The 20,963-nt window shown below is 53.8% G+C and carries 15 protein-coding genes; all 15 read right to left on the reverse strand.

What is annotated here, in order from left to right; all coding sequences use genetic code 11:
- Positions 1–120 precede the first annotated feature (120 nt).
- On the reverse strand, positions 121–5,070 hold the full coding sequence (locus tag AC07V0_RS27000; protein ID WP_495020074.1) for a glycosyltransferase: 4,950 nt from the start codon (positions 5,068–5,070) through the stop codon (positions 121–123).
- A gap of 724 nt (positions 5,071–5,794) precedes the next feature.
- Positions 5,795–7,732, reverse strand: coding sequence for a glycosyltransferase family 2 protein (locus AC07V0_RS27005; protein WP_495020075.1), 1,938 nt, complete (start codon positions 7,730–7,732; stop codon positions 5,795–5,797).
- A gap of 136 nt (positions 7,733–7,868) precedes the next feature.
- Positions 7,869–8,888: an MraY family glycosyltransferase gene (locus AC07V0_RS27010; RefSeq protein ID WP_086944631.1), complete on the reverse strand. Its 1,020-nt coding sequence runs from the start codon at positions 8,886–8,888 to the stop codon at positions 7,869–7,871.
- Positions 8,885–9,847 carry a UDP-glucose 4-epimerase family protein gene (locus tag AC07V0_RS27015; RefSeq protein WP_086944630.1) on the reverse strand — a complete coding sequence of 321 codons (963 nt, stop codon included), beginning with the start codon at positions 9,845–9,847 and terminating at the stop codon, positions 8,885–8,887. Before AC07V0_RS27015 ends, AC07V0_RS27010 begins: the two co-directional genes overlap by 4 nt.
- The gene (locus tag AC07V0_RS27020) at positions 9,844–10,767 is read right to left on the reverse strand and encodes a glycosyltransferase family 2 protein (RefSeq protein ID WP_495020076.1); all 924 of its coding nucleotides are present in this window, start codon (positions 10,765–10,767) and stop codon (positions 9,844–9,846) included. Before AC07V0_RS27020 ends, AC07V0_RS27015 begins: the two co-directional genes overlap by 4 nt.
- Positions 10,768–10,821: 54 nt before the next feature.
- Entirely contained in the window at positions 10,822–11,712 is an 891-nt protein-coding gene (gene rfbA / locus AC07V0_RS27025; protein ID WP_064616662.1) for a glucose-1-phosphate thymidylyltransferase RfbA, read from the reverse strand.
- A complete protein-coding gene (rfbD, locus tag AC07V0_RS27030; protein ID WP_111454896.1) occupies positions 11,709–12,602 on the reverse strand; it encodes a dTDP-4-dehydrorhamnose reductase in 894 nt (297 codons plus the stop codon). Before rfbD ends, rfbA begins: the two co-directional genes overlap by 4 nt.
- Complete coding sequence (rfbB, locus tag AC07V0_RS27035; RefSeq protein ID WP_086944628.1) at positions 12,599–13,675, reverse strand: dTDP-glucose 4,6-dehydratase; 1,077 nt, start codon at positions 13,673–13,675, stop codon at positions 12,599–12,601. Before rfbB ends, rfbD begins: the two co-directional genes overlap by 4 nt.
- 229 nt (positions 13,676–13,904) lie before the next feature.
- On the reverse strand, positions 13,905–14,144 hold the full coding sequence (locus tag AC07V0_RS27040) for a LapA family protein (RefSeq protein ID WP_064616656.1): 240 nt from the start codon (positions 14,142–14,144) through the stop codon (positions 13,905–13,907).
- Positions 14,145–14,171: 27 nt separating this feature from the next.
- On the reverse strand, positions 14,172–14,468 hold the full coding sequence (ihfB, locus tag AC07V0_RS27045) for an integration host factor subunit beta (protein ID WP_003369729.1): 297 nt from the start codon (positions 14,466–14,468) through the stop codon (positions 14,172–14,174).
- Positions 14,469–14,618: 150 nt separating this feature from the next.
- On the reverse strand, positions 14,619–14,897 hold the full coding sequence (locus AC07V0_RS27050; RefSeq protein WP_019650498.1) for a hypothetical protein: 279 nt from the start codon (positions 14,895–14,897) through the stop codon (positions 14,619–14,621).
- Positions 14,898–15,114: 217 nt separating this feature from the next.
- The gene (rpsA, locus tag AC07V0_RS27055) at positions 15,115–16,806 is read right to left on the reverse strand and encodes a 30S ribosomal protein S1 (protein WP_018929851.1); all 1,692 of its coding nucleotides are present in this window, start codon (positions 16,804–16,806) and stop codon (positions 15,115–15,117) included.
- A 119-nt stretch (positions 16,807–16,925) separates the two neighbouring features.
- Entirely contained in the window at positions 16,926–17,615 is a 690-nt protein-coding gene (cmk, locus tag AC07V0_RS27060) for a (d)CMP kinase (RefSeq protein ID WP_007939921.1), read from the reverse strand.
- Positions 17,612–19,819 (reverse strand): bifunctional prephenate dehydrogenase/3-phosphoshikimate 1-carboxyvinyltransferase, encoded by a 2,208-nt coding sequence (locus AC07V0_RS27065; protein WP_018929852.1) that lies wholly within the window; start codon positions 19,817–19,819, stop codon positions 17,612–17,614. The genes cmk and AC07V0_RS27065 overlap by 4 nt, the downstream gene beginning before the upstream one ends.
- A 28-nt stretch (positions 19,820–19,847) precedes the next feature.
- Positions 19,848–20,960 carry a histidinol-phosphate transaminase gene (gene hisC, locus AC07V0_RS27070; protein WP_086944627.1) on the reverse strand — a complete coding sequence of 371 codons (1,113 nt, stop codon included), beginning with the start codon at positions 20,958–20,960 and terminating at the stop codon, positions 19,848–19,850.
- Positions 20,961–20,963 lie beyond the last annotated feature (3 nt).

The raw sequence follows: 20,963 nt of genomic DNA on the forward strand, positions 1-20,963 counted from the left end.
GGCGGCTTACCAAATTGCCGGAGACGCCCGTCTTGCTCTCAGCGCAGGCCTGGTAATCAGCCGGACCTGCCCTGTGAGCCCTCCCCTTAACGCTAGCTGTCCTGCTTACAGCAACTCCGGCTACAGGTCTTGGACAGTCAGGCCAGCGCCTTCGGCCTTCGCCGACTCCGCCCTGCGCTGCTGAATGTCACGCTCGAACAAACGAAGATATTGAGAGGCAACGGCGTCAATTCGATATCGACTGGAAACGTCTTTCACCAGGCCGACGGCTTCCTTGTATTTCCGTTCATCTGTCGCGAACGCTGCAATCACGCGGGCCGCACTCTCGATTGGGACGACCCAATCTTCCAACCCGATAATCTCCCCGGCAACGCCGCTCTCTATCGTCAACATGTTTTTGATGTCGCCTACGTCTGTGGCAATGTATGGCTTGCCGGCGAACAGACAATCGACAATGGTCAGAGGGAAACTCTCTGACCTGAAGGTCGATAACATGATGCCCATGTCCGCGGCAGCATAATGGCCTACGGAGTTATCACTAAAGCCAGCCAGGTAAACGAAGTCCGGCGCACCTGCTTGACAGTATTCATCGTACACCAGGCCATTACCGACCAATATAATACGGATGTCCCGACCGGAAAGTGATCGCGCAAGTTCTACCGCCTGGATAGCTTCGCCCCAGCCTTTATCGGGAATTGCCCGACTGACACAACACAATACAAAAGCATCTTCCGGTATACCCATCTGCACGCGCGAGATTGGAACGATTTCCGGCGGCTGCAACCCGTTAGGAACCTTGACGAAACGGGGAGAAGACTTGTCGTACAGTGAGATGTCCGAGAAAGGAACAAGATTTTTCTCAGCGGTGTAGACCCATGTACTGACACCTTTGTCAGCAATGCGCAACTGTTCATCAGTCACTCCATTGCCATGTTCAATCATCCCGTGCAGAGCAGCCACATGGGCGCCAAGCTCGGAAAAAACATCCGGGACATCGACCGGATACTTCTGAACGTACCACTGGTGGCTATTAAGTGCTTCAATTCCGAAATCATGAATGATCTCTTTCACTGATTCGATATTCGACGTCTCGATCACCGGCACGTCGTTTCTCAGCATCTTGCGAACACCATCTTCGCGTTTTGGTATCCCGGCGCTAAACAAGGAGACGGAAATACCTTGGCGTTTAAACTCGTTTGCCAGTCGAATAGGGAGAATTTCGGCACCGCCCGGATAGAAGCCGATGGTGGAAACCATCACGTTCGGCAGTCGGTCAGCCCTTGCACGAACAATCGAATCATGGTCGTACCAACGTAGAAACTCTTCTGCGGAGCCCCCGACATAGTGGTCATACAGCTTCTTGCTGGATTCCTCACAAGCCTCAAGCACCGACACCGGAACATTGTAGAGGGACTGGACCGTTCTGTTCGCCACCCCGAGCTCGCGATAAAAGACCTCTTTGCGATAAGTGGTGTTGGCAGTACTTGCATAATGTCGACGGAAATAGTTTGTACCCTCAGTGGAGTAAGCAATCTTTCCGCCACGCATGATGTGCAAATAGAAGACCCAGTCACCGGCAACCTTCATTGATAACCACGACTGATCATCCAACAGTGGCATATCAACGGGACGCTTGAAAAGCACGCCACTGGCATTAGGTATTGTGTTTTTAATACCCAACACCGAGCGCACTTCGTTATGCGCTGTGCTTACATAGGAACCCGCCCATTTATTCGCACACTCCAGATCACTTACATAGTTAAGGAACTGGTCCGGCATCACAACTTCGTCGGTCGTTACGAACTCACATTTCGAGTACGCAAGCATGACCGCTTCATCATCAAAACAACTAACAAGCGCCTCCAGGAAACGCTCATCACAGTAATCATCGCTTTCAGCGACCCATACCAGATCACCTTTGGCCGCCTTGATCCCCTTAGCCCACTGATGAAAAACGCCACCCGAATTCGTCTCATTGAACAACAAGCGCGTTATATCAGGGTACTTTTCCGCATAACCAGTTAACACCGAACGGCTATCATCAGTCGAACAGTCATCCATCAGGATAACTTCTATATTCTTGTAAGTCTGCCCATAAATACTATCCAGCCGACGAGCAAGGTAGCTCTCATGATTATAGTTTGGAACAATTACCGAAACTTTTGGCATAACGATACTGGAATCAATGTCCAGCAAAGCGCGTGTTGTTTCGTTCAACCGACCAAAACCGGTGATACTGTCTGGCTCAAGGAAAAGTCCTTCCTGCCAATTGTTCCAGGCATTCACGAACAGTAGACGGCGATCCTCGGGGAGCGCCTTTCTCGCGCCCCTGATCGCCGCGTCAAGCCAACGTCCATAGTCACGAATGTGAAAGCGCGAATACACAAGAGGAGAATATTGCTTAAGCGCAGTTTCATCACGCCCCAATGAAATAGCGTGGAAAACCGGAGTAGTACGAAGATGTGTTTTCTGCGCTCGTACGATCCCTTGCGAAGCAACAAGGTTATACGGAACGGTATCTATTCCATTCTTGTTTTGCGGTGTAAATACGCCAGTTTCGCCCGGTACAGGATCTGCAGAAAGATCAAGCACGGCGTCACACAAACCATCCAGGTCCTGCGCCAACTCTTCCGAACCCGCAAAACCAAACTGAGCAATCAGGTACACGCCGTCACACAGTTCATTCAATCGCTCACGTAGCTTGCGAATTGAATCAACGATGTCTTCGTCGTACTCATTGAGCTTAACCACGATGACGGGACGCTCATCAACCCGCACACATCGCTTATCAGCTAGAACTGCAACAACAGGCGTAATCAAGTTGTTCGCCAGGCCTTCCAGATGCAAATCTATTTGAACGCAGAAATTAAAGTCGATTTCTGTGTGGGCAAGAAAAATGTCCAGAGGCTGTGGCGACGCTTGCACAACCGAATCCGCGCTCAGTTTAAAGCAAAAGCCAAAAAAGCCATGGCTCTTGGCACTGAGTACCTGCTGGGTGAGCACACGCCCATCCAACGGATCATACAACCCAAGCATCTTGTCAGGACGTGGTCGCTGCGAATTGCCTTTGGCAGCGAATCTGGCACTACGCAACACCTCCCAGTCAGGCGATACATAGAACGCGAGCAACTTGATGTCGCTGTTAACCTCACCAAAACGGATGTCGTTTTCGTGATTAATGAGTGCATCCGGTACCGCTATTCTATGCTCCGCCGCGCCAGTGACAATGTAATGCCAAAGCGGGTTGAGACCAATGTGTTGAATGTCTTTGTAAAGTGCGAGATAGGCGCGCGTATCAAAGTCCATGGAAGGATTTTTACCTTCGCGCCAGCCTTGTTCGCAGTAGTGCCTGAGCGGATCGACCGAGACCTCTGGCACATCGCTGTACATCGCAAGGTAGTACTTCTCGTCGAACAATCCTGACTTTTTGACGGCTTCGATCTGTGCCTCGAGCACAGCCTTGAGAACCGGTATCGGTGTATATTCACCATACGGATTGAAAACCGCATTGCGCCCGACGGGTCGACGCTTGACCGCCGTCATTTCGCAAATGCGAACTGGCAATCTGATTGGGCGACCTTCGAGCTGTCCGCATTGAATGTAGTGAAGCAGCGGATGAACCTGAGCCTCGGCAACATCAGGGTTGGCCAACAGATAATCCGAAGGACTGAAAGCGGCGCAAGGATTGCGATTTTCTATCCAGCCCTTGAGCATGTAGTGCTTGAGTGGATCAGTGCCTTTTGCACGCACTTCTGCATTATTGGCCAGGTAATAATCCGGATCAAACAACCCGCTTTCCTGAATCTCACGAAGAGTATTTTCGTTATAAAGCTCTCGACGACGCCTTAACGAGTCGACAACTTTACTCCATGTCAGCGTTCTGACGTTATGGACGGACTCTCGCACAAACCCTGAAACCATGCGCACAGACGACATTAAACGCCAGGAATGCGAAGAGAGTAATGCCTGGAGTTCCTGCTGCGTCTTGAGCAGATCAGCCTTCAGACTGACATTCTCTTTTTCGTAATCAACCAAAACGGCTTTGAGATCGACTAACTGCCTATTGAGCACACCCACAGATTGCTCAAGACTGGCGATATGCCGGTCACGTTTAACCAAAGAACCCATGAGCTCTTTTAACTGCGATTCACGCTCGAACAGAGTCGGGTTCAATGAGGCAATTCGCTGATTCAAATCCTCGATCTGTTGGGTCAAGTCCTGAATTTGAAGGGAGCGCGCACCTATTTGTTGACGACTTTCCCGAATCAGCCTGGCCGCGTCAAACGCAAGATCCAACTGCTCTACCGAAAACGCTTCTGTACGTTCTGGTACTTGCCTATCATATTCGAAGACATCAAAATCTTCGGCATACAACTCTTTAATCAAACTCGCACTTCGTTCCGTTATAAAAGCAGGAAGGAAGGGAATGACATTTTCACTTTGCGAAGGCTCTGCGAAAGGATCGGCGGCCTGCTCACCGAAGTGCTCCGATAATGCTTTATGGAGTTCAGAGGAGTTTTCAATTTTGACCAACAAGGAATAATTGATCAAATCCGGACGCAATAGCGTGGCTTGAGGCGCCCAAAAATCTTTTTCAGGTGAAGATGCGCTATTACTTACGAGATACTCCAGAAACGCCTCAAAAGCCGAAGCAACATCCGCTACGCTTTTTACCGGCTGCTGTAATAACTCAAACTTTGGATACGATGCGACCTGCTCCGGATCTTGTAACAGTATTTTCGACTGCCATGCGGAGAAGATGCGCTTATAAGGATTTCGTACGGCGGCAAATCGAAAATATGTATCAGCAAGAAGCGGTTCCAAAAGGTCGTCTATTTCCAGCCCGCTGACATGGGGCGCAACCTTGTGAATCTCGTGAACAACTTGATCAGAATTGCTTCCCGCAGCCTCACCGACGCCGCGCAAGGCCTGCGAGCAACCTTCCAGTGACGCAAACCACCACTTCAGGGAAGTACTCGCAACTTTTGGGGTACTAACGTATAAAACCTTGTACTTCTCGGAACGGAAACTGTTCCACTTGAGATAGTCGAAGACTTTTTGTTTGTCCACTGATGACAAATCACTAATATTTAGCATATGCGTCAAAAAATCCTATGGGCATGCTGACTCTCAGCAACGCACTTCCAAACGAGTAAATTATCTGCACTAATACGAACACCCTGTAAGACGGCTACAACCATAGCCCTACATAAAAGGGTAACACTTGCAAATGACCACTCCCTGGTTCCACGACGACTTTACGTCGACGACGTTAGCCCCCTTGGGCCGAGTGAACCTCAAACGCGGTCACTGACCCGGAGCAAACAAGCGCGAAACCATCCAAAACTGATTTATAACATTTTTTGGTCTTAACATTCAAAATAGCTCAGAAATACCGGGTTCCTTACCTATGGTCTAGCTGCAGCCCCCAACAAAAAAGGTTCCCCCCTACCGCCAAGAGCGAAAAACACGTCAACCCCAGGCAGACACACGGCGGACTGAATCGTTGACGGGACAGAGGATGGGCACCGCTCGAAACCATCCCGGCCCAGACCTGCGCCCCCTCCCGAAACAGCCAGATTTGATTACTTTAAAGGGCTGCCGCCGTCCATCTGAAAAAAAGCCAGAATATTGAGGAGCAAAAAACCAATAAAGAGTCAACAAATCGTATACAAAACCAACCACTTCGACTAACGAGCCAGAGCTACATCAGTAGAAAAATACAAAAAAAGAGTCACTCACTCGGAATGACTCAATTCAAAAACTCGATACCACAAACCGCTAAAGCACGAACTCAGGTATAACTCTTACACGTTTTCAGCGCGTGATTCTTGGCAATATAATATGCGTCATGCAACTGCATATGCCGCTCTACCCGTACAGTGGGGTCACCTGGAGTTCTAAACAAAGACGTGGTTTTTGGCACATAAACAAACTTATTGCCATAACCATACCGCAACCAAAGATTCCAGTCTTCGAGACTGCTCATATCGGTTTGAAATCCGCCTCGTTGCAAGAAGAGATCCTTTTGAAAAAGGAGAGACTGGATAGCTATATAGTTGTGATCCAGCAGAACCTCATAGTCATATTCTTGCTTGAGAATCGGAGGTACCGCATGGCTAACCTCAAAATATTGCCCTTCCACGCCACTGGCAACAGTACCGACTTCCAGCGCCAACGAGTAGGCCGCTACCGCGTCAGCATTTTTCGCCAACGCACCAACAAGCACCTCGACATGATCCGCGAAAAGCAAATCATCATCATCGAGAAACATGCAATATTTTCCGGCAGCCTTTTCCAAACCATAATTACCGGTCACCGAACGACCGACTTTATCGAGGGAGTAGTAACTAACACTCATTCCCTCCGGAAATTCAAAATCAGACACAACCGAGCTCATCGTAGAACCGCCATCCTCAACGACTATCAACTCGATATTCGGGTACGTCTGATTACACACAGACATCATAGACTGTCTGAGAAACTCTCCTCGATTCTTGTAAGTTCGAGTAACCACAGTAACAAGAGGGTAATCAGCCAATGATTCGCCCACCTCCCAGAACGCCCCATCCCTGATCATTTCATAATCAAAGCCCCTGAAAGGGAAATAGCAGTTTTCACTCGGTCCCTTGCCCCGCATAAAATACCGAGCCTTCTTGAATATCACACCGAAGTTTCTGAACACATCGCGACGGGCGCCAGCATAGGGTTCTGGACGGAGCAAAAGCAGGCACTGCAAGATGAAGCCACCCACTCTATCGCTCAAATTCCCATAGCGCAGCCTGATATAAGCATTGGCCAGCGTGCTGCCGGTATACTGAATCGGTTTTATATGATGCTCATGCTCATAGGTATAGTGATAGACGACGGCGGACGGGCAATACTTGAGTTGGTATCCATAGGACCTGAAGCGATAGGAAAGCTCGACGTCTTCGCCATACATGAAGATCTCGCGCTCGTATCCACCGACTTCAACGTAAGCCGACCTTCTTACAAGTACGCAAGCATGGGACGACCAGTTGGTTTCCAACGTTACCGGATCATAATATTTAGGGTGTTCATAAGGTGCCTGCCTCAACTCCCAGGATGCCACCTCAGCCTTGGCATCAGCCAGAGCAGCAGCCACCACTTTGGTTATAGAGTCTTTGGCAAAAACGATATCCACATTACTAACAAGAAAATATTCAGAGCGTCCTTTACGGATTGCCTTTTCATGCCCGGCACCAAACCCGACATTGTCGCCTTCCATAATATCGAAACCAGCCACATCCTGACCAAGCAATGTCTGCCAACGCTGCAATGCTTCGAGGGTGCTGTCCGAAGACCCGTTATCAACAAAGAACATATTCAATTTGCTGAGCGGGTAATTTTGCGCTCTTAACGATTCAAAAAAACCATCAACCCACTTGCCACTATTGAACGTCACCACCGACACATCAATAACTGGTTGCGCCTGAGCGATCGACGAGCTCTGGAACCGTGAGAAACGACGATTCAATATAGCCTGGATAGCCTTGGTATTATTCCGCGAATTAATCACTAACATTATGTTTTCGCGCAAACGCTTGAAAAACAAATGTATACGAACACGAATCCACACAAGGAAAGGAAACTTTTGGTAAAAGGGCCGGATAAACGCTTTAGACTTAGCCAAAAAAGAGCGCAGCCCTCGTGAAAAACGCGTTATGACTTGCCAGATTTTTGAAGCAACCATACTGAATAAACCACTCATCAAATCGAACTCCCTAACCAATGCAACTTAGCGACCTGCAAATATCACAACATCAGCGGCAGGTACATCCCTAGATGCTCTATAAGAGAGGCGACCATGCAAACCCGTGTTGATATGTGTTTTTGACGCTTTTTAATTACACTACTTGCTCCGACTCTCCTGCTTTGTAGGTACGTGCGATAAACAGCAGTGGCGCATAAGCTACGACCATACCAAAAAATCCGGAAATCCAGCCACTTGCTACAGCGATCGATAACGGCATGAGCCATACAAAATTGATAGTGATCGATGCCAGCGTTACTGTTTTATGGCTACGGTGCTTGCGAGAGGCATATTGGTAACCATGACTGCGATGGGCTTCATATACCTTTTCACCTCGTAAAAGCCTGCGCATCAGGGTCCACGTCGCATCAACAATGAAAACGCCAAGCATGATCAACCAGCTCCAGAGCAACTCGGGCGACTTGGAGGCTGCCTCAATCGACATCCCTGCTAATACAATCCCCAAAAAACCGCTGCCTGCGTCTCCCATGAAAATTTTCGCCGGCGGATAGTTCCAACAGAGAAAGCCCGCGACCGCAGCTACCAGAGCCAGAGGCCCCCAGGCCAGTTCGAGGTTTGCGCTAAACCAATAGACCAGCAACATTCCGAGGCAGACGCTGATCGCTTCAGCACTGGCCAGGCCGTCAATGCCATCCATGAAGTTGTAAAGATTCAGCATCCAGACCAAATACAGCACAAACAAAATATTCCCAATCCACCCTGGATCAAGGGTGACTCCAAAGAGCGTGACACCAGGAGAGCCTCCCAGCCAATATAACGCCCATATCGAGGCTGCAAAATGGCCTAATAGGCGCCACCTTGCGGCGATATGCCCGTGATCATCGGCAAAACCGATAAGCGCTACCAACAAGCCGCCCCCCAGTAAACCGACGAGCGTCGCCAGGCTCATCAAATCAAGCCCCCGAAGGATCAGAAGCGCCAACAGAAAGGAGACAACGATAGCTACCCCCCCCCCCCGAGGAGTAGGCACAGAGTGAGAGCTGCGCTCGTTTGGTGTATCCATCAAGCTATTGGCCAAAGCATAACGACGTAAAACAAACGTCAGCCCCCAGGAAACAACGAATACTGCTAGTAGCAGCCACAAAAAAGTCATTTCGTCTGCGCGTCCAGATAGTGACCTGCGGTTTGGCGCATGGCTTCATCCATGTTGATGGGGGGGGTCCACCCCAATAATTCACGATTTTTGCTGATGTCGACCTGCAATGACCCGCAGATCCGTTGAGCAACAGATTGCTTTCTCAATGCCGAAGCTGCCATTACCAGCAACCACTTTGGCAGTGGCAAGAGCCAGGCCTTCGTCCCGAGCGCATTGCCCAGGCGACGTAGTATTTCAGTTGTGGACAAGTCCTGGCCATCACTGACCAGAAAGGTTTGGTTCGCTGCGGCAGGATGATCGATACAGGTGATTACAAGGTCCACCAGGTTTCCGATCGCCACAAGGCTACGCTGGTTCCGAACCGCTCCCAACGGTAACGGAATACCTTTGTTCAGCCAGCGCAGCATACTCAGAAAATTGGCTTTAACACCCGCCCCATAGATCAATGGCGGGCGAATAATCACCACTTCCATTCCGGTTTCATGAGCAAGTTTTCTCAGGCCTTGTTCAGCCTCGTGCTTGGACACGCCATAAGGATCCGCCGGGGCCGGTGTATCATCAGCCTTGAACGGCTTGCCTGGCTGGGTGCTTTCGCCATTGACCTTGATCGAACTGATGAAGATGAAGCGTTTGACTCCCGATTCAGCGGCGCGCTTTGCCAACCGAAGAGTGCCCTCCACATTAACCTTGCGAAACTCGGCCAAGGCATCAGAAGCGATTTCGTTCATCACATGAACTCTGGCCGCCGCGTGGACGACCGCACTGACTTCCTTCAACTCAGGCAAGGCTTCAGGATCATTCAGATCAAAGGGTACAACCGGGCATAAACCCTGTAACCGGGTGAGACTGCGAGCGGCCGCGATCGGAGCGAACTGTTTGTCCACCAACATCCTGAAAACCAGCGCCTCACCCACGAAACCGCCTGCCCCCGTGACCAATACCTTTGGGGCTGTCATTGAGCTTTGTTTCCCATCAATGCGGTGAACCAACAGATAAAAAAGAAAAAAATCTTGTCCCGCACCCGGCGCCTGCATTGCCAGGCACTGAAGGACAGTTTCATCAGTTCCGTACGCCGTAATTGCAACAAGACGCCTTTAAAGGGCTTCGCCCCCTGCCCCACCAGATCTGCAATCAGGTGAACCTGACCGAACCACCAACCGTCATGAATGGTTTTGTAACGAGCGATCAACGGACTCAGGCCTGTGTTGGCACCCACCTGATTACGCTCGTGCTGCCGGTAATCCATGCTGGGTAACGGGTCGATATACCAACGGTAACCATGACTGCGCGCAAAGGCGTAGAAATACCAGTCATGCAAAGTTACACCTTGCAGTTGCTGCCAGTTGGCGAGCATCGAGCCTTTCAAGGCTTCTATCAGGCTTTTTCTAAAGACATAGGTGCAGCCAGGCCCGGCTGCCTCGAACAAAAAATCCCAGGCGACCTGAGGTTGCGCCTTGTCCAGCAGCAGGGTTCTGCCATTTGGCCAGAACGCCGTCACGTTACTGGAGTAGGCATCCACTCCTCGTGCCTGCAACGCCTGGGTTGCTCTGTGCAGCTTATCGGGATACCAGATGTCGTCCTGGTCGGCAAAGGCGACGAAGTCGTAGCCATCGAAGTCAACGTCCCGGATCAGCCGAAAGAAGTTGCGCGCTGCTCCGCCGAAGCGATTGGCATCCGGAAGCACTACAACTGCTGGATGCTCAGCCGCATAAGCTCTGCACCACGCCTCGGTGCCGTCAGTAGAGGGGTCGATGCTAATGTGCAGGGTAACGTCGACCGATAACTGGCCGAGAATCGAGACCAATTGCTCCTCAATCCACTGCATTCCGTTGTACGCAGCCAGCAAAACTGCAACCTTGGGATGTTTTACTGGCATGCTATTCCTGCTTGCTCGGATTAAACGCTAGGTTTGAAAGTAAACCCTCTCGACTCAGAGGGAATCCAAATCCAGCAGTTTTTGCAGGTACTGACCATAGCCAGTCTTCTTCAGCCTATCGGCCTGAGCGCCCAACTGTTCAGCGGTAATCCAACCGTTGTTGTAGGCGATCTCCTCCAGGCAGGCCACTTTCAAGCCTTGACGCTGCTCGATCGTGTGCACGAAGTGACTGGCCTCGAGCAACGAGTCGTGAGTCCCCGTGTCCAGCCAGGCAAAACCGCGTCCGAGCATTTCTACATTGAGGGTGTTTTGCTCGAGGTAGGCGCGGTTAACGTCGGTGATTTCCAACTCGCCACGCTCGGATGGCTTGATGTTCTTGGCGATCTCGACAACCTGGTTGTCGTAGAAGTACAGGCCAGTCACCGCGTAGCTGGATTTTGGCTTCAGCGGCTTCTCTTCGATGCTCAAGGCACGGCCGGCAGCGTCGAACTCGACGACACCAAAACGCTCTGGATCCGACACGTGATAGCCGAATACAGTCGCGCCGCGTTCTTGAGTGCTAGCCGAACGCAGGTTGTCCGAGAAGTGTTGACCGTAAAAGATGTTGTCGCCCAGGATCAGGCAGCAAGGATCCTTGCCAATGAATTCTTCGCCGATGATGAAAGCCTGAGCCAGACCATCCGGGCTAGGTTGCTCGGCATAAGTCAGCTTGATGCCGTACAGGCTGCCGTCACCCAACAACTTCTGGAAACATGGCAGGTCTTCAGGCGTGGAGATAATCAGGACTTCGCGCATACCGGCGAGCATCAACACCGACAGCGGATAGAAGATCATCGGCTTGTCGTAGATTGGCAGCATTTGCTTGGATACGCCGAGGGTCAGCGGGTGCAGACGAGTGCCCGAGCCGCCAGCGAGGATGATGCCTTTACGATTTGTCGTGGTCATTTATTCAGGACTTCCATAAGCATTCGGGTGACACCACTTTGCCAATCCGGCAAGTGTAGAGAAAAATTTTCGCGCAGCTTCTGAGTGTTCAACCGGGAATTCAGAGGGCGGCGTGCCGGTGTTGGATAAGCGGTCGTGTCGATCGGATTGATTGCCGTGACAGCAAGCTCTTCACCGTTGGCCTTGGCAAAACCAATCACATGGCTGGCATAGCCGTGCCAGGACACTTCGCCAGCGGCCGCCAGATGATACAGGCCCGCCAGCTCAGGACGCTGCAAGACTTGCTGAATAGCCAGCGCCGTCACGTCGGCGATCAGGTCTGCGCCGGTAGGGGCGCCGATCTGGTCGGCGATGACGCTCAGGGTTTCGCGATCCTTGGCCAGGCGCAACATAGTCTTGGCGAAGTTGTTGCCGCGTGCGCCATAGACCCAACTGGTGCGGAAGATCAGGTGCTTGCAGCCGGAGGCGATAATCGCCTGCTCGCCGGCAAGTTTGCTGGCACCGTAGTGATTCACCGGCGCGACAGCATCTGTCTCTTGCCATGGCGTCAGGCCTTCACCGCTGAACACGTAATCGGTCGAGTAGTGAATCAGCCACGCCCCTAGAGATGCCGCCTCTTCAGCCATGACCTGACTCGCCTGACCGTTCACGCGGTCGGCCAACTCTGTCTCGGACTCAGCTTTATCGACCGCCGTGTAGGCCGCTGCGTTGACGATGACGTCTGGTTTGACCTGACGAATCGTCGTGCGCAACGCATCGAGATCAGACAGGTCACCGCTCAAACCATCAACCGGGTGACGATCCAATGCGATCAGTTCACCAAGAGGCGCCAGGGAGCGTTGCAGCTCCCAGCCCACTTGACCGTTTTTTCCCAACAGGAGGATTTTCATGCCTTGTCCGAACGGTCCGTGTAGTTCTGGTCGATCCATTGCTGGTAGCTGCCGCTCTTCACGTGAGCGACCCACTCAGCGTTGTTCAGATACCACTCGACGGTTTTGCGGATGCCGGTTTCAAAAGTCTCTTCCGGCGTCCAACCCAGCTCACGCTGGATCTTGCTGGCGTCGATCGCGTAACGCTGGTCGTGGCCCGGGCGATCCTGAACGTAGGTGATCAGGCTGGCGTGTGGACGATGAGCGGAGTCTGGACGCAGCTCGTCGAGCAGTGCACAAAGGGTATGCACCACTTCGATGTTTTGTTTCTCGTTATGGCCGCCGATGTTGTAGGTCTCGCCGATAACACCTTCGGTCACGACTTTGTAGAGTGCGCGGGCGTGGTCTTCGACGTAGAGCCAGTCACGGACCTGATTGCCTTTGCCGTAGACCGGCAGCGGCTTGCCTTCCAGCGCGTTGAGAATGATCAGCGGGATCAACTTCTCAGGGAAGTGGCAAGGACCGTAGTTGTTCGAGCAGTTGGTGACCAGGGTCGGCAAGCCATAAGTACGGCTCCAGGCGCGAACCAGGTGATCGGAACTGGCCTTGCTCGCGGAGTAAGGCGAACTTGGCTGATATGGCGTTGTTTCGGTGAAGAGGTCTTCCGGACCTTCAAGGTCTCCGTAAACTTCGTCAGTCGAAATGTGGTGGAAGCGGAAGCTGGCTTTACGCGCGTCATCCAGCGCCGCCCAGTAGTGGCGCGCAGCTTCAAGCAGGGTGTAAGTGCCAATAATGTTGGTCTGGATGAATTCGGACGGGCCGGAGATCGAGCGATCAACGTGGGACTCTGCGGCCAGGTGCATGATGGCATCCGGTTGGTGTTCACGCAGGACACGGTCAATTTGATCGCGGTCACAGATATCGACGCGCTCGAACGCATAGCGCGGGTCTTCGCTGACTTCGGCCAAGGACTCAAGATTGCCGGCATAAGTCAGCTTATCGACGTTAACGACAGCGTCAGTGGTGTTGGAGATGATATGACGGATGACCGCCGAGCCAATAAACCCGGCGCCGCCGGTAACTAGAATTTTCACGCGAAACCATACCCTTGAGTTGCTGACAGGGCCGCCAACCGAGCACTGTCGAATCCATGAATGCAAAAGCCATCAAATTCGCTGAGGCTTCTGACAGAGTCAGTCTGAACCGATGTGGGAATATGCCACTATCGGATAAGCGCAGCATTTTACAGCTAAATGAAGGTTTTACTAATGGATATAGACAAGCTGTGATGCAAATCCGATGCTCACCATGGGTTTGTCGCAATCAGACAAGGCGCTTGCGTGAGGCTCTGGACGTACGCCCCAGAAACCAGCCGAGAACCGGCCCTATCACCATACCGATCAGCAACGTAATCACCATGATCAACGACACTGGCAACTGCGGGCTCGCCCACCCCAGGAACAGCAGTGACATGGCCTGCTGATTCTCAAGAACGAACGCCAGGATCGCCAGAACAAGCAACAGGACAAATACAGCGAGGAGTACGCGCTTGAAGTTACGCATCAGCGGCTCCCTGGAGTGCAACAGCCGTCAAAGCCCTTCCTCCTCATCCTCGTTCACACGATCACGCAGTTCTTTGCCTGGCTTGAAATGTGGAACGAACTTGCCGTCAAGGCTGACGGACTGACCGGTTTTTGGATTACGCCCCACGCGCGGCGCGCGATAGTGCAGTGAAAAGCTGCCAAAACCACGGATCTCGATTCGATCACCAGTGGCCAGACATTGGGACATTTGCTCAAGCATGGTCTTGATGGCCAGCTCCACATCTTTAGATGAGAGTAGCCCTTGATGGGTGACAATTCGTTCGATCAACTCCGACTTCGTCATATTTTTCCCTTCTTTTTCAAGCAGCTAGATCAGCGCTTCAAAGGTTTTAGCATGCCCCGAGTAATTTGAACAGCCCGAGTGTTGACATATCGTCCCCAGCAGCGAGATGCCCGATTTCAAGGCACCGGAACTCTGATCGAACCCACACACTCACCTGCAGATAACCAGCATGGTGCGTGTCAGATAGCCCGCGGGATTGAAACCGAAAGGGAATATATCTTCCTCCTTGGCGTCATCAGACCTTACGATGACTTTATAACCTGCCCCTTTACACTCCTTGGCCGCTCGCTTGTGACACCTCTCCCATCCTGAGCCCAATCCCGAACAATCGACCTCTATACCACTGACGCCGCGCACCACATGAGTCTTGGCGCTGGTGGTACAACCTGCCAATGTCATTACTGCTATCACGACAATGAGCTTATTCATTCACTTCCTTATGCCGGATACGCAACCCAGCGGTCGTTCACTTCAGACTAAGCCTAGCCTTGAATAGACGATTGACCTACTTGAAGAAACAGACAACCCAATCAAATCATTGGTTTCATGAATGAAACACTGCAATCCCCACACACCCTGAATTCACCAAATCGCAGACACAAAAAAGGGCGACCGAAGTCGCCCTTTTTCTATGGTCTGACAGAACTCAGTTCTGTTTTTCCATTTGTGCACGCAACAGGTCGCCCAGAGTGGTAGGACCAGCAGCGATGTCAGCAGCAGGCTTGTCTTTCAAGCTCTGGATTGCTTCTTTCTCTTCAGCATCATCTTTCGACTTGATGGAGAGCTGGATTACGCGGCTCTTGCGATCAACGCTGATGATCTTGGCTTCTACTTCCTGGCCTTCTTTCAGAACGTTACGCGCGTCTTCAACGCGGTCACGGCTGATTTCGGAGGCTTTCAGAGTCGCTTCGATATCGTCGGCCAGAGTGATGATGGCGCCTTTAGCGTCAACTTCTTTCACGATGCCTTTAACGATGGCGCCTTTGTCGTTCTCTTGAACGTACTCGGAGAACGGATCGCTTTCCAGTTGCTTGATACCCAGGGAGATGCGCTCGCGCTCTGGGTCAACCGACAGGATAACGGTGTCCAGCTCGTCGCCTTTCTTGAAGCGGCGTACGGCTTCTTCGCCCACTTCGTTCCAGGAGATGTCGGACAGGTGAACCAGACCGTCGATGCCGCCGTCCAGACCAATGAAGATACCGAAATCGGTGATCGACTTGATGGTGCCGGAGATTTTATCGCCCTTGTTGAACTGGCCAGAGAAATCTTCCCATGGGTTAGATTTGCACTGCTTGATGCCGAGGGAGATACGACGACGCTCTTCGTCGATGTCCAGAACCATAACTTCCACTTCGTCGCCGACTTGTACGACTTTCGAAGGGTGGATGTTCTTGTTGGTCCAGTCCATTTCGGAAACGTGCACCAGACCTTCAACGCCTTCTTCCAGCTCAGCGAAGCAGCCGTAGTCGGTCAGGTTGGTTACACGAGCGGTAACGCGAGTGCTTTCTGGGTAACGGGCTTTGATAGCAACCCATGGATCTTCGCCCAGTTGCTTGAGGCCCAGGGAAACACGATTGCGCTCGCGATCGTACTTCAGAACCTTGACATCGATCTCGTCGCCAACGTTGACGATTTCGGAAGGATGCTTGATACGCTTCCAAGCCATGTCGGTAATGTGCAGCAGGCCATCGACGCCACCCAGATCGACGAATGCGCCGTAATCGGTGAGGTTCTTGACGATACCTTTGACTTGTTGGCCTTCCTGCAGGGATTCCAGCAGAGCTTCACGCTCGGCGGAGTTCTCGGCTTCGAGGACGCTGCGACGGGAAACGACAACGTTGTTGCGTTTCTGGTCGAGCTTGATGACCTTGAATTCCAGCTCTTTGCCTTCCAGGTGCGTGGTGTCGCGCACTGGACGGACGTCAACCAGAGAACCTGGCAGGAACGCACGGATGCCGTTAACGTCGACAGTGAAGCCGCCTTTAACCTTACCGTTGATAACGCCCTTGACCACTTCTTCGGCTGCGAAGGCTGCTTCCAGAACAATCCAGCATTCAGCGCGCTTGGCTTTTTCACGGGACAGCTTGGTTTCACCAAAGCCGTCTTCAACCGAGTCCAGAGCAACGTGAACTTCGTCACCGACGTTGATGTTCAGTTCGCCAGCGTCGTTGTAGAACTGCTCAAGCGGGATGAGTGCTTCAGACTTCAGGCCAGCGTGAACGGTTACCCAGCGAGCTTGGTAATCGATATCAACGATAACACCGGTGATGATGGAGCCTGCCTGAAGGTTCAGGGTTTTTAGGCTTTCTTCAAAGAGTTCCGCAAAGCTTTCGCTCATTTTAATTCCTGTTGATAAGGGCGAAGAATACGCCCATCTCCACATCCCAGACGATGTGGGTTAGTTTCATTTAAAAGAAGCTCCGCAGGACTATGACTGGTCCCCTGCGGCCCTCTTGGTCACCCGGCGATATCGCGAATGGCGATCTCGCTCATGATGCGTTCCAGCACCTGGTCGATGGATAATTCCGTGGAATCCAGCTGTATGGCGTCAGCCGCCGGTTTGAGCGGGGCTACCGCTCGCTGGGTGTCACGCTCATCGCGCGCACGTATCTCATCTAGCAGACTCGACAGACTAACACCATCGACTTTGCCCTTCAACTGCAAGTAACGTCGGCGCGCACGCTCTTCGGCACTGGCAGTGAGGAAAATCTTCAAGGGCGCGTCGGGAAATACCACCGTACCCATGTCGCGACCATCGGCCACCAGACCCGGCGCCTCCTGAAAAGCCCGCTGACGCTGCAGCAACGCCTCGCGAACCGCAGGCAACGCGGCGACCTGCGAGGCACCCGAGCCGACACTCTCGGTACGGATCACATCGCTGACTTCATCACCTTCCAGAATAATGCGCTGCAACTGACCGTCGGTCGCTGCGATGAACTGCACATCCAGATGAGCGGCGAGCTTCTTGAGCAATTCCTCATTGGTCAGGTCGACGCCATGGTTATGCGCGGCGAAAGCCAGCAATCGATAAAGTGCACCGGAATCCAGCAAGTTCCAGCCCAGGCGCTTGGCCAGAATCCCGGCGACAGTACCTTTGCCAGAGCCGCTTGGCCCATCAATAGTGATGACCGGTGCAATGCTGATCACGACTGAGCCTCTTGTGCAACACGGATACCGACCTGCGCGCACAGCGCGAGGAAGTTCGGGAACGAGGTCGCGACGTTGGCGCAATCATGGATGCGGATCGGCGCAGTGGCGCGCAGTGAAGCCACGCTGAAGGCCATGGCAATCCGGTGGTCGCCGTGACCGTGCACTTCGCCGCCGCCGATCTGGCCGCCGTCGATGATGAGGCCGTCCGGAGTGGGCTCGCACTTGACGCCCAGCGCCAGCAGACCGTCCGCCATGACCTGGATCCGGTCCGATTCCTTCACGCGCAGCTCTTCGGCACCACGCAGCACAGTGCGACCTTCGGCACATGCAGCCGCCACGAACAGCACCGGAAACTCGTCGATAGCCAGTGGCACCAGCGCTTCGGGAATCTCGATACCTTTGAGTTTAGCTGCCCGTACGCGCAGGTCGGCTACCGGCTCGCCACCGACTTCACGCTGGTTTTCCAGAGTGATGTCAGCGCCCATCAGACGCAGGATGTCGATTACACCGGTACGGGTCGGGTTGATGCCGACGTGTTCGAGCACCAGCTCCGAACCTTCGGCAATCGACGCCGCCACCAGGAAGAACGCCGACGACGAGATATCGCCCGGCACCTCAATGTGGGTCGCGGTCAGCTTGTGGCCGGACTCGACCGAGGCGGTCGCCCCGTTAACGGTCACCGGGTAGCCGAAGCCACGCAGCATGCGCTCGGTGTGGTCGCGAGTCGGTGCCGGCTCTGTGACCGTGGTCTTGCCTTCGGCATACAGACCCGCCAGCAGCAGGCACGATTTAACCTGGGCACTGGCCATCGGCATGGTGTAAGTCAGGCCCTTGAGCTTGTTGCCGCCACGAATGGTCATCGGTGGACGACCGTCAGCGGCGGTCTCGATCACAGCGCCCATTTCACGTAGCGGATTGGCCACGCGATTCATCGGACGCTTGGACAACGAAGCGTCGCCGGTCAGGGTACTGTCGAAGTTCTGCGCAGCCAGCAGGCCAGACAGCAGACGCATCGAAGTGCCGGAGTTACCCAGATAGATCGGGCCCGGCGCAGGCTTCAGGCCATGCAGGCCGACGCCGTGAATGGTCACGCGACCATGGTGCGGACCTTCGATGACGACACCCATGTCGCGGAAAGCTTGCAGGGTCGCCAGGGCGTCTTCGCCCTCGAGGAAACCTTCCACTTCAGTGACGCCTTCGGCCAGGGAACCGAGCATGATCGAGCGGTGGGAAATCGATTTGTCGCCCGGTACACGAATCCGCCCAGTCAGGCGGCCACCAGGTTGTGCCAGGAAAATCAGATCGTTGGAATTCATAGCGTCCACATAGGCCCGGCGGGCCAGGATTTTACTGAAATGCTCGCGGGCAACCCGGGCGCGAGTGAACACGCCCAACAATTGGTGCCCATCCCCTGCATCGACCGCGTCGCGCAAGGCGTCGAGGTCGCTGCGAAATGTATCGAGTGTGCGCAGGACAGCTTCGCGGTTGGCGAGGAAGATGTCGTGCCACATGACCGGGTCGCTACCGGCGATTCTTGTGAAATCGCGGAAACCGCCCGCAGCGTAACGGAAGATCTCAAGATTTTCATTGCGTTTGGCCAATGAATCGACCAAACCGAACGCCAGCAAGTGCGGCAAATGGCTGGTCGCCGCCAACACTTCGTCATGACGCTCGACTTGCATGTGCTCGACGTCGGCGCCCAATTCGCGCCACAACCGGTCGACCACCGCCAGCGCGGCCGGATCGGTCTGATCCAGCGGCGTCAGAATCACTTTATGGCGACGGAACAGGTCAGCATTGGAGGCTTCCACCCCGCTCTGCTCGGAACCGGCAATCGGATGCCCTGGCACGAAACGCGCCGGCATGCCGCCAAACGCTTCGGTCGCCGCGCGCACCACATTGCCCTTGGCACTGCCGACGTCAGTCAGGATCGCCTGTCCCAGATCCATGCCCGCCAACAGCGCGAGCAGTTTCTCCATGGCCAGGATCGGCACCGCCAACTGAATCACGTCCGCGCCCTGGCAAGCCGCCACCAGGTCTTCTTCGCAGCGATCCACCACACCCAACTCGACCGCCAGCTTGCGCGACTGCGGGTCGAGATCGACCCCGACCACTTCGCGGCACAGACCGCTTTCACGCAGGCCTTTGGCAAACGAACCGCCGATCAAACCCAGACCGACCACCACCAGGCGACCGATCATAGGTTCAGCAGATTGCAGTGCAGTGACATCAACCACGAGCCATAACCTTGGTCAGCGCCTCGAGGAAGCGGCTGTTTTCCGCTGGCAAACCGATGGTGATGCGCAGGTGATTCGGCATGCCGTAGTTGGCCACCGGACGCACGATCACGCCTTCGCGCAGCAACCCCTGGAAAACCGGGGCAGCAACGCGACCCAGATCGACACAGATGAAGTTGCCTCTGGATGGAATCCAGCTCAGCCCCAACTCACGGAAACCCGCCTCAAGCTGCTGCATGCCGGATTGGTTCAGGCGACGGCTTTCAGCCAGGTACTCGACGTCTTGCAGCGCGGCACAAGCGGCGGCCAGCGCGAGGCTGTTGACGTTGAACGGCTGACGCACGCGATTGAGCACATCAGCGACGATGGCCGAGGACAAACCGTAGCCGACCCGCAGCGACGCCAGACCATAGGCCTTGGAGAAGGTGCGCGAGACCAGCAGGTTCGGATAGGCCGCCAGATAGTCCAGGCCATCCGGCAAGTCGCTGCCTTCGGCGTACTCGATGTAGGCCTCGTCCAGCACCACCAGCACATGGGCCGGAACGTCCTGCAGGAATTCATCCAGCGCCTCGGCATCGAACCAGGTCCCGGTCGGGTTGTTCGGGTTGGCGATGAACACCACGCGGGTATCGGCATCGATCGCGGCCAGCATCGCCGGCAGATCATGACCCCAGTCTTTGGCCGGGATCACTTTTGCCTGGGCACCAACGGCCTGGGTCGCGATCGGATAGACCGCAAACGCATGCTCGCTGAACACCGCGTTCAGGCCCGGCGCCAGATAGGCACGCGCCACCAGCTCCAGAATATCGTTGGAGCCGTTGCCCAGCGTCACTTGGTTCAGCTCGACGCGACACTGATCGGCCAACAGGGTTTTGAGCGCAAAACCATTGCCGTCCGGATAGCGGGTCAGCTCGGCCAGCGCTTCGCGAATCGCCGCCAGCGCCTTGGGACTGGCGCCCAACGGGTTTTCGTTGCTCGCCAGCTTGACGATGCTGGCCGGATCGAGGTTCAGCTCACGGGCCAGTTCGTCCACAGGCTTGCCCGGAACGTAAGGCGAAAGTTGTTGCACGCCCGGCTGTGCCAGAGCGAGGAAGTTGCCACTCATTTG

The organism is Pseudomonas sp. GW821-FHT01E10, from assembly GCF_059422365.1.